The sequence below is a fragment of the Achromobacter sp. 1011811831 genome, from assembly GCF_059760905.1.
Genome location: NZ_JCBANG010000014.1, coordinates 18,368 through 30,680, shown reverse-complemented (window position 1 = coordinate 30,680; position 12,313 = coordinate 18,368). Strand labels below are relative to the sequence as shown.

Below are 12,313 nucleotides of genomic sequence, written 5' to 3'. Positions count from 1 at the left end.
GAAGACGCTCGGTAGAGTCTCCATCCACAAGCTTTGGATTGATCGTGCTGGTGGAACTCGACGGCCTGTTCAACAGCAGGCCCGCGATCCGGCCATCAGCCGCCCGACCGCTTTCATCGCGACGCCCAGCCTCGGCGCAAGCCGCCGAAGCGCGGGGAGCCTTTTGCCCGCGCAATGAGTTCGGTCAACGGTAAGCCCGGCTCCGTGAGCCATGCCGGGTGCTGTCAAGAAGGCCGACCCTCATGCACACTCTCACGAAATCCGCCACGACTTCCCCGTCCGAGCACGCCGCCACGGCAGCCCCTGCCGCGACGCTGTCGCCCGTGTCGATGAACCGCCTCTTCAACGAACTGGTCTGCGAGCATGGCAGCCGCCTGCGCCGCTTCGTCAACCGCCGCATCGGCAACGAGGCCGACGCGGCGGACATCGCGCAACAGGCGTTCATCGAAGCCTCGAATGCCTATGCCGATTTCCGTGGCGACTCCAAGCTCTCGACCTGGCTGTACGGCATCGCATTGAACCTGGTGCGCAACTACCTGTCGCGCGCGCCCGAGCAGCGCTACAACTTTGTCTGCGAGACCGCGCTCACGCATCACGCCTGCCTGCAGCCGAATCCGGAACAGATCGCCGCGCAGCGCGAAATCATGCAAGTGCTGAGCTCGGCGCTGGAATCGCTGCCCGAGAACATGCGCCAGATCCTCAACCTGGCGGGCATGGAGAACCTCTCATACGAGCAGATCGCCGACATCCTGGCCGTGCCGCTGGGCACCGTGCGCAGCCGCCTGTCGCGGGCCCGCGCGGCGCTGCGGCAACGCATGGAAGAGCAAGGGGCCGTGCTGCCCTTCTGAAGCGGTTGCGGGGCCCCGGCCCCGCAACCCGATCATCACGCGCCGCTATACCAGGGCGCGTTCCAATCCCGGCCGGATGAGTCCCGCGATGCGCCTGCAGGCGGCTTGGAAGGCCGCGCGGCGGGGATGGCGCCGCCGTCCCGCAACGGGTTCAGCAACGCGGGATCCTGCACCTGGGGCACCGGAATGGCCAGCGGCGCGGAATCGCCCGCGGGCGCGGCGGGCCATGACGGCGCTGTGTTCCCGGCCTGCGTATCCTGGATCACCGCCCGCCTGCCGTCGATGGCCCGCAGGCCGCTGCCGCCCTGTATCCGCTCCAGGAACTGCGCGGCCGACGCCGCCGGCTTTTCATCCCATGGCGCGGCCACGGCGTCGCCGAACGAAGGATTCGCCACCGTCACGATATTGGCGGGCGTCGCCACCGTGACGCCGTTGATGGACACCAGCCTGGGCCGGATCAGGAACAGCCGCTCGCGCCGCTGCACGGTCTTGGATTTGCTGGAGAACAAGGCCCCCAGGAACGGAATGTCGCCAAGCAGCGGCACCTTGTCGACCTGCTCGGTATTCTGGCTGCTGTTGTATCCGCCGATCAGCAGGGTCTGCTGGTCCCCCACGACGGCCAGCGTGCTGATATTGCTCTTGCGCACGGTCGGCAGGCCATCGATCTCCACCTCGCTCTGGACGCTGCCGTCCTCGATGTCGACGGTCAACTCAACCTGCCCGCCCTGGGCGGCCGCGATATAACGCGGCGTAACCCGCAGCGAGGTGCCCACCGTCACGGGCGTGACCGTCGCGACCCGCTCGCCGCGCAGCGAAATGTAGAAGGTCTCGGACAGGTCGATCATCGCCCCCAGGTTGTCGGCCGTGAGGATGGACGGCTGCGACAGGATGTTCGCGGCGCCCCTGCTCTGCAACGCCCGCACCCTGGCCGCCAGCGAGGTTCCCAGGCTCAGCCCCAGCGTGCCGGGGTTGAGCTTGGCCGCGCTGTCCACCGGCAAACCGCCGGAAGGCTTGAGCGCCAGATCGCCATAGCCGATGCTGGACCGGCCGACATTGGCGCCCCAGTTGACGCCCAGCTCGCTGATTGCCTCGGAATTCACGTCCACGATCATCGCCTCGATCTCCACCAGGGTGCTGGGCACATCCAGCTGTTCGATCAACTGCCGGTAGACCGGAATCCGGTCGGGAATGTCCTGCACCACGATGGCGTTCAGCCGCGTATCGGCCTGGATCGAGGGCTCGCGCGTCCTGGCGCCGCGCGGCGCTTCGGCGGCATTCCTGGCGACCGGCGCGGCCTCGCTCTTGGCCCCCTCGGGCTCCAGCACCCGCGGCGGATTGTCGCGCAGCGGCGCCGCGATCTCCGCCAGGGCGGCATTGCCGCCGGCGCCGCTGCCCTGGATCAGGTTGCGCAGCACGGTCGCCAGCCCGGGCGTGGCGACCTGCTGGTTGCGGTAGCTGATCACGCGGTCGTTCACCGATGCGTGCTTGAGGCGGAACACCGCGACCTGCTGCCCGCTGGCCCCGACCGGCAGGGCCGCCACGGTGCGCTCGACCAGTTCCACGTAGCCAGGCGGCCCGGAGACCAGCGCGACGCCCTGGTCGGGCAGCTCGCCCCAGCCGAAGCGCGCATCCAGCACGCCCAGCTGCGTCAGCGCCTGGCGCAGATTGCCGATGGAACCGCCCATGGCGCTGACGGTGCGCGTGGCCATGTCGCTGGCGCGGCTGACGAACAGCGTGCCGGCATACACGAACCAGTTGAAGCCATAGACCCCGCCCAGCTTGTCCATGAAGTCGGTGGGATTGGAAGCGTTGAACTTGCCGCTGACGGTGCCTTGCAGGCCCGGCGTCATCTGCAGGGCCAGGCTGAAGCCGCCGGCGAAATCGCGCAGCACGTCCTGCACGCTTTCGCCCTTGGCGTAGTAGCTGTAGGCCGCGTTGGGCCAGGAGGGCGCGCACCATGCGGACGCCGCGGGGACCAGCGCGCAGGCCCCGGCCGCGATCAGTCGTTTCACAATGATCCTCCCGAGCGGGCGATGGTGCGCCACGCCGACAAGGCGTTGACGAAATCCCCCAACAGATCTGGAAAACCCTTGGCCCGGCAGTCGGGCCGCAGGATCATCTGCAGGAGCAGGCTTTCCCCCGTGGCGTCGATCGTCATCGAGCCGGGGGAGTTGCGCAGCATGCCGAACGCGAACCCGCCGCAACGCAGCATCAGCTCATCCCTGTCGTCGCCCGGCGCAGGCAAGGGACACAGGCGGCTCTTCACGCCCAGCCATCCCTGCGCCAGCGGCACCAGCCGCAGGCTGTAGACCTCGTCCACCGTGATGGCAATGCCTCCGTCATGGGCCAGCGCGCTTTCCGGAATGTCATAGGCGCTCATGCAATGCGCGACGAGCGGGTGTATAGGCGGTCTATCCATGGTCATGGGTTCCCTGGTCGTTCAGCTGGCGCAACAGGCGCAGCAGTTCCGCCGTGGGCACGACGAGCTCGGCGGGTATGTATTGGTCGACGCTGCCCTGCGCCATCAGCGCGCGCGCCAGTGGAATGTTCTGCATCACGGGGATGCCTTCCTCGCGCGCGGCCTTCACCATGGCGGCGGCGAGCGCGCCCTCGCCCTTGGCCAGCACCACGGGCAGCGGCACCTTGTCTTCCTCGTAGAAGAGCGCGATGGCCAGGTGCGTCGGATTGGTCACCACCACCGAGGCCTTGCGGGTGTTCTGCACCGTGTCGTTCATGGCCATTTCCTGGTGCAGGTGCTTGCGGGCGTGCTTGATGTGCGGATCGCCCTCCATTTCCTTGTATTCCTGCTTCACTTCTTCCTTGGACATCATCAGCCCCTTGCGGTATTGCATGCGTTGCCAGCCCAGGTCCGCCACCGAAATGACGAAGTACGCCACGGCGATGTTCACCACCAGCGTGCGCATCATGCTGCCCATCGCGGCCCCCATGCCGGCCAGGCCGCTGTGCGGGACCTTCATCAGCTCGGGCATGGCGTCCTTGATCACCTGCGTGACCAGGACCGACAGGAACACGATCTTGGCGGTGGATTTCAGGAACTCCACCAGGTTCTTCTTGGAGAAGATGTTCTTGAGGTTCGCCATGATGTTGATCTTCTTGGCGGACGGCAGCAGCTTCTGGAACGCCAGCACCAGCCCCACCTGCATGGCGTCGGCGAAGATGCCCATGCCGATCACGATGCCCAGGTACGGCAAGCTGATGGCGATCAGCTCCTGCAGCAGGATGTCGAGCACGGTGTTGATGGCAGCCCCGAAGGGAATGCCGGTGAAATTCGCCGGCGTCAGGATGATCCGGCCCAGCGCCTCGAAGATCGCGCCGGCATTGCCCAGCGTGTAGCCGAACAGCGCCAGCACCAGCACGGTCTGGGTAAAGTCCTTGCTGTAGGCGACATCGCCCTTCTTGCGCGAGTCCCGCAGCCGCTTCTGGCTGGGCGGTTCGGTTTTCTCGCCGCTCATTGCGGCGCCCATTCCCGCCGCAGGAACGGCAGGATGTCGTTCACGCCCGCCACGCTCTCCCAGGCATAGCCGAACAGCACCTTCATGTAGAGAATCAGCACCAGCAGCGCCAGCGCGCTCTTGATCGGCATGGCCAGGAAGAAGACCTGCAGCTGCGGCGCGAAGCGGCTCACCAGCGCCAGCCCGACCTCGGCCAGGAACATGGCGACCACCGCCGGGGCGGCGTACAGCAGGGTCATCCGCATCAGGGTGTCGAGCATGTCGAGCATCAGCGGCGCCGATGACGGGCGCAGCGTCGGCCACCAGGTCCAGATGCTCCAGACCTGGAAGCTGTTCACGATCAGGGTGACCAGCAGGAACCAGCCGCCGCTGATCATGAAGAAGACCATGAAGGCCTGGTTGAACAGGATGCCCATCGGCGAGGATTCATTGCCCGTGCCCGGATTCAGGGTCGAGCCCAGGCTGGCCCCGCGCTGGTTGTCGATGACGAAGCCCGCCGCCTCGAAGATCCAGAACGGCAGCGCCACGATGAAGCCCATCGTCATGCCCACGAACGCTTCCTTGGCCACGATCAGCAGCGTCTCGCCGATCCCGCCGCTCCAGCTGGCGTAATCTGCCGCCAGCGCGGGCACCAGCACCAGTCCCAGCGCGGCCGCCACGCCATAGCGCAGCAGGCCGGGCAGCAGGCTGCGGTTGAACAGCGGCAGCATCATGCACAGGCCCAGGATGCGCGGTTGCGTCATAGCCAGCGTTCCCAACAGTATTTTTGCTTCCTCGTAGGTGACGCCGGCGGCCATGTGGTTCCCTTCCCGCGCGTCAGCGGATATGCACGAACGCGCCGAATGTGCTGACGGTGAAGTTGTACAGTTCCGTCCCCACCCAGCGCGCCGTGAGCAGGATCACGCCGAACACCACGATCATCTTGATGGCGAAGGACAGCGTCTGCTCCTGGATCTGGGTCAGGGCCTGGAACAGCGAGAACAGGGTGCCGATGATCGCCGCGGCGGCGATCGGCGGCAGCGACAGCCACAGCACCAGGTACAGGGACTGCGTCATGTAGGAAACGAGATCGCTCGTGCTCATGCCTGCTTCCTTCTTGTATCGGCGTGCCCTAGGCGTAGGACAGCACCAGGCCCTGGATCAGTCGGCTCCAGCCGTCCACCATGACGAACAGGAACAGTTTCAGCGGCATGGAGATGGTCACGGGCGACACCATCATCATCCCCATGGCCATGAGGATGTTGGACACGATCAGGTCGATGATGACGAAGGGCAGGTACAGCAGGAAGCCCACCTGGAACGCCACTGTCAGCTCGGACAGCAGGAATGCCGGCACCAGCACGATCAGGTCCGTTTCGCGCAGCGCGGCCGCCTGTTCCGGCCCCCAGAGCTGGCGCGCGGTGCGCACGAAGAAATCGCGCTGCTCCGCGCGGCTGTTCTTCAGCATGAAGCCGCGCATGGGCTCGGCGGCGCGCTCGGCGACGCCCAGGAAATTCTCCAGCGAGCTGCCGGCCTGGACGCCCGGCGTCCCCGCCGCGCCCGACTCGGCCGCCGGCGCGGCGGCGCGCAGTTCCGCCGAGATCTGGTAGCCCACCGGCGCCATGACATAGGCCGACAGGATCACCGCCAGCCCGTAGAGCGCCATGTTCGGCGGCGCCTGCTGGATGCCCATCGCATTGCGCACCAGCACCAGCACCACGCTGATCTTCAGGAACGAGGTCGTCATCACCACGGTCAGCGGCACCAGCGCCACCATGGACAGCGCCAGCGCCAGGGTGATGGGATCGTAGCCGCTCATGAGTCGCCCAGCCTCAGGGCCTTCAGCCGCACGCCGATGTTGCCGTCCACCTCGACCAGCTCGCCCAGGCCCACGTCCATGCCATTGGCGCGGATGCGCACGCAGCCGTCCGCCACCGGCCGGTCCAGCTCGAACACTTCGCCCGGGGCCAGCGTGCGCAGCCTGTCCAGGGTGATCAGGCGCTCGCCCAAGTCGAAGCCCAGCCGCACCGGCACCTGGCCGAAGTCCGCGCTCGCCTCCTGGCCATCTCCGTCCTCGTCCGCGCCGGCCTGCCCGCCCGCGTCGCGCGGCGCCAGCGCGCCGAAGCGCCGCGCGCCCGCCGGGAATACGCCGTCCTCATCGCTGACGGCCACCGATTCATCGCTCATGATCTTCTCCCAGGCTTGCGCCACCACCAGTTTTCCGTCCTGCGCGCGCAGGCCCAGGCCCCACCGGGTATCGAGCCGCATCCAGAGCAGGCCCTGGCCGTCCACCCGATGCTCGTCGAGGAACACGACATCGCCTTCGGCCAGGCCGCGCAACTCCGCCAGGGACAGCGTGCAGGCGCCGACCTCGGCGCGCATGCGCACCGGCACCGCCGCCGGATCCAGCGTCTGCGGCGCCGACAGGCGCTGGCCCAGCGCGCCGGCCAGCAGCATCAGCCCCAGCCCGTCGCAGGACAGGATGACAAAGCCCGTCATGCCCGACTCGGCATTGCGCAGGCGCAGCGTCCATTCATGCTCCAGCCCGGCCGCCGCGTCGCCGTCCAGCGCCAGGTCCACCAGCCGCGCCGGTCCGTTGCCCAGCGCGCCGGCGGCGTCCAGCACCTCGTCCACCAGCGCCTCGACGGCGGCCGCGTACAGCGGCTCGGGCAGCTCGTCCAGGTCCAGGTCCGGCATGCGCGCGGACAGCCAGGCGCGCATGCCAGCCGGCGGCAGACAGCAGCGCAGGCGCGCGCCGGCCCATTCCAGCGTCACGACCACCCGGGCCGAGGCGCGCAGCGTTTCCTCCATCTCCTGTCGGAAGCCCACCTCCCAGCGGGTTTCCGGCAGCGCGCCTCCCGGGCCCGTGGCGGGCAGGGTCACCGGGAAGCTTCCCCCCAGGCGCGCGATCTGCGTGTAGGCGCGCGCCGTCTGGCGATCCAGGCGCAGCAGGGACAGCGGTATCTCGACAGGCCGGTTCATGGCGATGGCATCCATGGGCGCTCAGGGAACCGAACCATCCGCCAGCCACTGGCCGGGATGGACATCGGCGCCGTCGCGGTCCTGCAGATTGATCCGGACCAGCCGCCGCAGGCTGGCGGCCAGGCCGTCGGCCAGGCCCTGCGCCAGCGCGGACACGCGCCGCTGCGCGCGCTCGGTCGCGCAGCGGAACAGCACCGCCAGCGCGCCGCCGTCCTCGAACACCGATACGCTCACCCCTTCCATGAAGCCCTCGTCCAGTTCGACCCTGACCTCGCGCCGTCCGCCGCCGTCCTGGTCGGACACCAACAAGCGCCCGGCCGCCAGGCGCAGCGATTCCTCCAGCCCGGACGCGGCATCCGGGGCGGCGGGCGCCTGCGGCGGCGCCGCGCCGAACAGCCCGAAGGGCGTCAACGGCGCCGACATCCGCGCCGCGTCCAGGGATTCCTCGCCCGCGCCCTTCAAGGCGCGCGCGAAGGCCTGGCTGTCGGCCTCGTCCGCGTCGCGGCGGCGCTCGGCGTCACCGCCCTGGCGCGCGTCCCATTCCGCGCCGCCTTGCGACAGGCCGATCTCCAGGCCTATCCGTCTATCCGTGCTCATCCGCCGTCTCCTCGATTTCCTCGTCCCATTCGCGCGGCCGCCATGCGGTCGATGCCGCTTCCTCGACTTCCGCGTCCTCCTTGTTTTCCTGCTCCTTGAGCGCCTCGGCCTGGTACACGCCGGCCAGGTCCACGAACTTGTCGCACTGGCGCAGCGCGTGCTGGTGCGCCAGCCGCGCCCCGTCCAGCGCTTCCCGCGCCTCGACTTCCTTCCTGAGCGCATCTTCCCGCGCCGCGTCCCGGCGTCGCTCGCCTTCCTTCAGCCCCGCCACCTGCTGCAGCACGTCGTCGATCTCGCGCACGCGCACCAGCCGGCTGCACAGGTCGTCGTACATGCCATCCTCCCGTCTGCGCGCCTCGCCCCGGTACTGCTCCAGCGCCTCCTCGGCCTCGCCTCGGACCTGGACGGCCCGCGCCATGTGCCGGCGCGCGCGGCCCACCCCCAGCTCCGCCTGCTCCTCCCGGAAGCGCTTGATCCTGAGCAGCTCGTCGAACAGCTTCTTCATGGCGGGCCATGCCTCATTGCTCCGCGATGTCCGTCATGCCGCCGACCGCTTCCGCCAGGGTCGAGCGCTCTTCCGTGCGCTGGCGCAGGAAGCCGCGTATGGCCTCGATCTTGCGCAGCGCCTCGTCGGTCGCGGCGTCGCCGCCGGGCTTGTACTCGCCGATCTTCACCAGCAGCTCCACCTCCTGGTACTTGGCCATCAGCTCGCGGATCCGGCCGGCGGCCGCCTTGTGCTCGGGACGCACCACGGCATTCATCACCCGGCTGGCCGACGCCAGCACATCGATGGCCGGATAGTGGTTGCTGGCGGCCAGCTTGCGCGACAGCACGATGTGCCCGTCCAGGATGGAGCGGGTCTCGTCCGCCACCGGCTCGGTCATGTCGTCGCCCTCGACCAGCACGGTGTACAGCGCGGTGATGGAGCCCTTGTCGTTCATGCCCACCCGCTCCATCAGCCTGGGCAGGGTCGCGAACACCGACGGCGGATAGCCCCGGCGCGTCGGCGGCTCGCCGGCCGCCAGGCCGATCTCGCGCTGCGCGCGCGCGAAGCGCGTCACCGAATCCATCAGGAACAGCACCTTCTTGCCCTGGTCGCGGAAGTACTCCGCGATGGCGGTGGCCACGTAGGCCGCCTTGGCGCGCTCCATCGAGGACTTGTCGCTGGTGGCGCAGACGATCACGCTGCGCCGCCTCCCGTCCTCGCCCAGCTCGTGCTCCAGGAATTCGCGCACCTCGCGGCCGCGCTCGCCGATCAGGGCAACCACGGTGACATCCACCGCCGCGCCCTTGACCAGCATGCCCATCAGCGTGGACTTGCCGCCGCCGGCCGCCGCGAAGATGCCCATGCGCTGCCCTTCGCCGCAGGTGAGCAGCCCGTCCAGCGCGCGCACGCCCAGCTCCAGCGGCTCGTGGATGATGCGGCGGGTCAGCGGATCCGGCGCGTCCGCGAACACGGGGTAGAACTTGCTGGCCTCCAGCGGTCCCAGCCTGTCGGCGTCCAGCGGCCGGCCCAGCCCGTCGAGCACGCGGCCCAGCAGGCCCGCGCCCACCGGCACCATGTGCGAGCGGCCGGTGGGAATGACCTCGGTCGACGACGAGATGCCGTGCATGTCGCCCACCGGCGTCAGCAGGGCGGCATCCTTCACGAAACCCACCACCTCGCCCTTCATCTCGAAATCCTCGCCCGGATTGCGCAGCAGGCAGACCTCGCCCACCTTGACGGCCGGCACCACCGCCTTGATGATCGTGCCGATCACCTGCGTCACCCGGCCGCGCACATGCAGGACCGGCGTGTCCTGCAGCGCCATGCCCATCATTTCCGTGATGTAGCTGAACTCGCGCGCGCGCCGCCCGCCGGTTCCCGGCGCCAGATCCGGCTTCATATGCGGCTCCCCAGCACGCGCTCGAAGGCCTGCCGCAGCGCCGCCAGCTGGCGTTCCAGGCTGGCCTCGACCAGGCCGATCTCGCTTTCGACGATGCAGGCCCCCGGCGCCAGGCGCGGATCGGCCACCACGTCCACATAGCCCATGCGGGGAAAGCCCGCCAGCCAGTCGTTCATGCGTTCCTCGGCGATGGGCACATCGTCGGGATGCATGCGCAGCGTGACCTGCTTCTGGTTACGCACCACCGACAGCGCCCCGTGCACCACGGCGCCAACGCGCTCGCGGTCGTCGAAGCCGGCGATCAGCTTGCGCACCGCCTGCATCACGATGTCGATGACCGCCGACTCCACGCCGGCGAAATACTCCACCGTCCGTCCGGCCGCCTCCAGCATGTGCTGGGCGGCCTTGAGCTGGGCCTGATCGCGGCCGTCGGCGTAGCCGCGCTCGCGCTCGGCCTCGTAGGCCGCGCGCGCGTCGGCCACGATGCCGTCCGCCTGCCGCGCCGCCGCCGCGATCAGCGCCTGCGCGTCGCCCAGCGCCGCGTACTCGGACGCGCGCAGGATGCGCGCGCCGGGCGCGACGGAACCGGCCAGCCGACGCGGCGTCAACGGGTCTGCGGGAATAATGAAAGCCATTCTGGGTCCATTTTCTCGATGATGCGCAGTTCCAGTTCCAGCGCGTCCTCGGGCGACAGCGGCGCTTCGCCTTCGGACACCCGGGGCATCTTCAGCTCCACGCGCCGCTGGATCGCGGGTCCCGCGCCCTTGAGGGAAGCCAGCACGGTGCGCCGGCCCAGCTCGCAGGCGGCGCGCAGCACCTCGTCCAGGCTCCAGTCGCGCGAGTCCGGCAATCCGGGATGCAGCGCCTCGGCTTCACGCACGAAAGCCAAGACCTCCGCGCCGAATGCCTCCCGCAACGCCCGCACTTCCGCGCCCACGATGCTGCGACGCAGCCTCGGGCCGCACAGCAGGGCGCCGGTGCGCAGCGCCAGCCCGTCCAGGCTTGCCGTGGGCAGCAGCGCGACGGCCAGCTCCCGCCGGTTGACATCGCCGGACGGCGCCGCCGCCGGCCCCAGGCCCTTGAGGATCTGCCGCGACCAATGCCGGTGCAGCGCCGCGCGGGCCTTGGGGTGCGACTGCAGCACGACCAGATTGGCCCCGCCGGCGAAGTCAGGTTGTTGCGACGGATGCAAGGTCTCGCTGGGAAGCTGGAAGAACCTCAGCATCCGGCCGACCAGTCTGGGATCGACGCTCATGCCACGGGCCCATTCGGTTCGGTCCTGGCCGGCTCGGCGCGCTTGCCCGGCGTCAGCCGGTCGCGCAGCGCCTTCGGCGCGCGACGCCATGCGAACCAGCCGCCCGCCGCGAGCAGCGCCAGCAGCAGCGCGGCGCCCACGCCCACCAGGGCGCCGACCAGGAGCGGCGAGGCGTTGCGACCCTCGTCGCCCGAGGCCGTCGGCGCCTGCGCGCGGGCGGCGGGCTGCGCATTGATCAAGGCCACGGACACCTTGTCCTCGCTCAACCCGGGAATGGCATGTATCACCAGCCTGCGTATCTGCGGCAGCAAGGCGTCCAGCGCGTAGCCCGGCTGGGTCTTGATGAACACGGCGGCGGTGGACGGCGTCGCTTCCTCGCCGACGCCGCCGCGCTCGGGCAGCACCACGTGCACGCGGGCCGTGATGACGCCATCCATCTGCGACAGCGTGTTGGCCAGCTCCTGCGACAGGGCATAGATGTAGCGCGCGCGCTCTTCCAGCGGCGACGAGACCAGCCCTTCCTTGCGGAAGATCTGTCCCATGCCGTCGAAGCGCTCGCGCGGCAGGCCCTTGGCGCGCAGCACCGCCAGCGCGTGGGCCACCTGGTCCGCCTGGACGCTGATGGCGACGCCGGCCTTGCCGGCGCTTTTCTGCGCGGCGATGCCGGCGTCCAGCAGCACCGACAGCACTTCATTGGCCTCGCCCTCGGGCACGGCGGCCAGCAGATCCACGCGCGCGCCGCAGCCGGCCAGCATGGCCAGCAGCAGCAACAGGCAGCCGATCAGCCCGGCGCGCCGGTAACCCCGGCGCGCGCCCGCTCTCTGGAGTTCATGCGTGTACAGGCTCATCAGTTCATCCTGACCAGCGTGTCCAGGTTCTGCGTGCTCCGGGTCACCGCCTTGCCCACCACTTCGTACTGCACCGACAGCTGCAGCATGTCGGCCTGCAGGCGCAGCAGATTGCCCAGCTCCGGCTGCTCGGCCACCGCGTTCAGCCTGGCGGCCATGCCGGTCCATTTGTCCGAGAATTCGGCAACGCCCGAGCGCAGCCCGTTCAGGATCTGGCTGCCCAGCGTCGGCGTCGCGTCGGTCGCGACCAGCGTTCTTTCCAGGAACGAGGCCGGCGCGGCATCCACGGCCGGCGTCCTGGCATCGTCACCCGAGCCAGACCCGAAGACGGCGGCGAACTGCTCCATGGCGCGCACCGAGGCCGGCGACCGCGCCGGCCCGGCTTGCGTCGCCCCCGTCGCGCCCGTCGCCGCGAGCGCCTGTCCCACCATTCCGATTTCCATGC

At 69.2% G+C, this 12,313-nt stretch carries 15 protein-coding genes; 1 reads left to right on the top strand and 14 read right to left on the bottom strand.

The genetic code is table 11. The features are described from left to right. Positions 1 to 242 precede the first annotated feature (242 nt). Positions 243 to 848 (top strand): sigma-70 family RNA polymerase sigma factor, encoded by a 606-nt coding sequence (locus tag AC6LJ9_RS08005; protein ID WP_498147141.1) that lies wholly within the window; start codon positions 243 to 245, stop codon positions 846 to 848. A 35-nt stretch (positions 849 to 883) separates the two neighbouring features. Here the strand turns inward: AC6LJ9_RS08005 and sctC are convergent, their stop codons facing one another. The 14 genes from sctC to sctI are packed head-to-tail and all read right to left on the bottom strand — an operon-like array spanning position 884 to position 12,311. After that, positions 884 to 2,860 carry a type III secretion system outer membrane ring subunit SctC gene (gene sctC, locus AC6LJ9_RS08000; protein WP_498147140.1) on the bottom strand — a complete coding sequence of 659 codons (1,977 nt, stop codon included), beginning with the start codon at positions 2,858 to 2,860 and terminating at the stop codon, positions 884 to 886. Beyond that, positions 2,857 to 3,228 (bottom strand): type III secretion system chaperone family protein, encoded by a 372-nt coding sequence (locus AC6LJ9_RS07995; RefSeq protein ID WP_498147139.1) that lies wholly within the window; start codon positions 3,226 to 3,228, stop codon positions 2,857 to 2,859. Before AC6LJ9_RS07995 ends, sctC begins: the two co-directional genes overlap by 4 nt. 31 nt (positions 3,229 to 3,259) lie before the next feature. After that, positions 3,260 to 4,321 carry a type III secretion system export apparatus subunit SctU gene (sctU, locus tag AC6LJ9_RS07990; protein WP_498147138.1) on the bottom strand — a complete coding sequence of 354 codons (1,062 nt, stop codon included), beginning with the start codon at positions 4,319 to 4,321 and terminating at the stop codon, positions 3,260 to 3,262. Continuing rightward, positions 4,318 to 5,118 carry a type III secretion system export apparatus subunit SctT gene (gene sctT / locus AC6LJ9_RS07985; protein ID WP_498147137.1) on the bottom strand — a complete coding sequence of 267 codons (801 nt, stop codon included), beginning with the start codon at positions 5,116 to 5,118 and terminating at the stop codon, positions 4,318 to 4,320. Before sctT ends, sctU begins: the two co-directional genes overlap by 4 nt. A 19-nt stretch (positions 5,119 to 5,137) precedes the next feature. Then, positions 5,138 to 5,404 carry a type III secretion system export apparatus subunit SctS gene (gene sctS, locus AC6LJ9_RS07980; protein ID WP_498141593.1) on the bottom strand — a complete coding sequence of 89 codons (267 nt, stop codon included), beginning with the start codon at positions 5,402 to 5,404 and terminating at the stop codon, positions 5,138 to 5,140. A gap of 28 nt (positions 5,405 to 5,432) precedes the next feature. Further along, on the bottom strand, positions 5,433 to 6,119 hold the full coding sequence (sctR, locus tag AC6LJ9_RS07975; RefSeq protein ID WP_498147136.1) for a type III secretion system export apparatus subunit SctR: 687 nt from the start codon (positions 6,117 to 6,119) through the stop codon (positions 5,433 to 5,435). Continuing rightward, positions 6,116 to 7,297 (bottom strand): type III secretion system cytoplasmic ring protein SctQ, encoded by a 1,182-nt coding sequence (gene sctQ / locus AC6LJ9_RS07970; RefSeq protein ID WP_498147135.1) that lies wholly within the window; start codon positions 7,295 to 7,297, stop codon positions 6,116 to 6,118. Before sctQ ends, sctR begins: the two co-directional genes overlap by 4 nt. 6 nt (positions 7,298 to 7,303) lie before the next feature. Further along, complete coding sequence (locus AC6LJ9_RS07965) at positions 7,304 to 7,879, bottom strand: hypothetical protein (RefSeq protein ID WP_498147134.1); 576 nt, start codon at positions 7,877 to 7,879, stop codon at positions 7,304 to 7,306. Then, positions 7,866 to 8,384 carry a type III secretion system stalk subunit SctO gene (gene sctO / locus AC6LJ9_RS07960; RefSeq protein ID WP_498147133.1) on the bottom strand — a complete coding sequence of 173 codons (519 nt, stop codon included), beginning with the start codon at positions 8,382 to 8,384 and terminating at the stop codon, positions 7,866 to 7,868. The genes AC6LJ9_RS07965 and sctO overlap by 14 nt, the downstream gene beginning before the upstream one ends. Positions 8,385 to 8,397: 13 nt before the next feature. Further along, positions 8,398 to 9,765, bottom strand: a complete 1,368-nt coding sequence (gene sctN, locus AC6LJ9_RS07955) for a type III secretion system ATPase SctN (protein WP_498147132.1) — start codon at positions 9,763 to 9,765, stop codon at positions 8,398 to 8,400. After that, positions 9,762 to 10,400: an HrpE/YscL family type III secretion apparatus protein gene (locus AC6LJ9_RS07950; RefSeq protein ID WP_498147131.1), complete on the bottom strand. Its 639-nt coding sequence runs from the start codon at positions 10,398 to 10,400 to the stop codon at positions 9,762 to 9,764. Before AC6LJ9_RS07950 ends, sctN begins: the two co-directional genes overlap by 4 nt. Beyond that, entirely contained in the window at positions 10,370 to 11,020 is a 651-nt protein-coding gene (locus AC6LJ9_RS07945) for a SctK family type III secretion system sorting platform protein (protein ID WP_498147130.1), read from the bottom strand. The genes AC6LJ9_RS07950 and AC6LJ9_RS07945 overlap by 31 nt, the downstream gene beginning before the upstream one ends. Continuing rightward, entirely contained in the window at positions 11,017 to 11,868 is an 852-nt protein-coding gene (gene sctJ, locus AC6LJ9_RS07940) for a type III secretion system inner membrane ring lipoprotein SctJ (protein ID WP_498147129.1), read from the bottom strand. Before sctJ ends, AC6LJ9_RS07945 begins: the two co-directional genes overlap by 4 nt. Then, positions 11,868 to 12,311: a type III secretion system inner rod subunit SctI gene (gene sctI / locus AC6LJ9_RS07935; protein WP_498147128.1), complete on the bottom strand. Its 444-nt coding sequence runs from the start codon at positions 12,309 to 12,311 to the stop codon at positions 11,868 to 11,870. The genes sctJ and sctI overlap by 1 nt, the downstream gene beginning before the upstream one ends. Between the last annotated feature and the right edge of the window lie 2 nt (positions 12,312 to 12,313).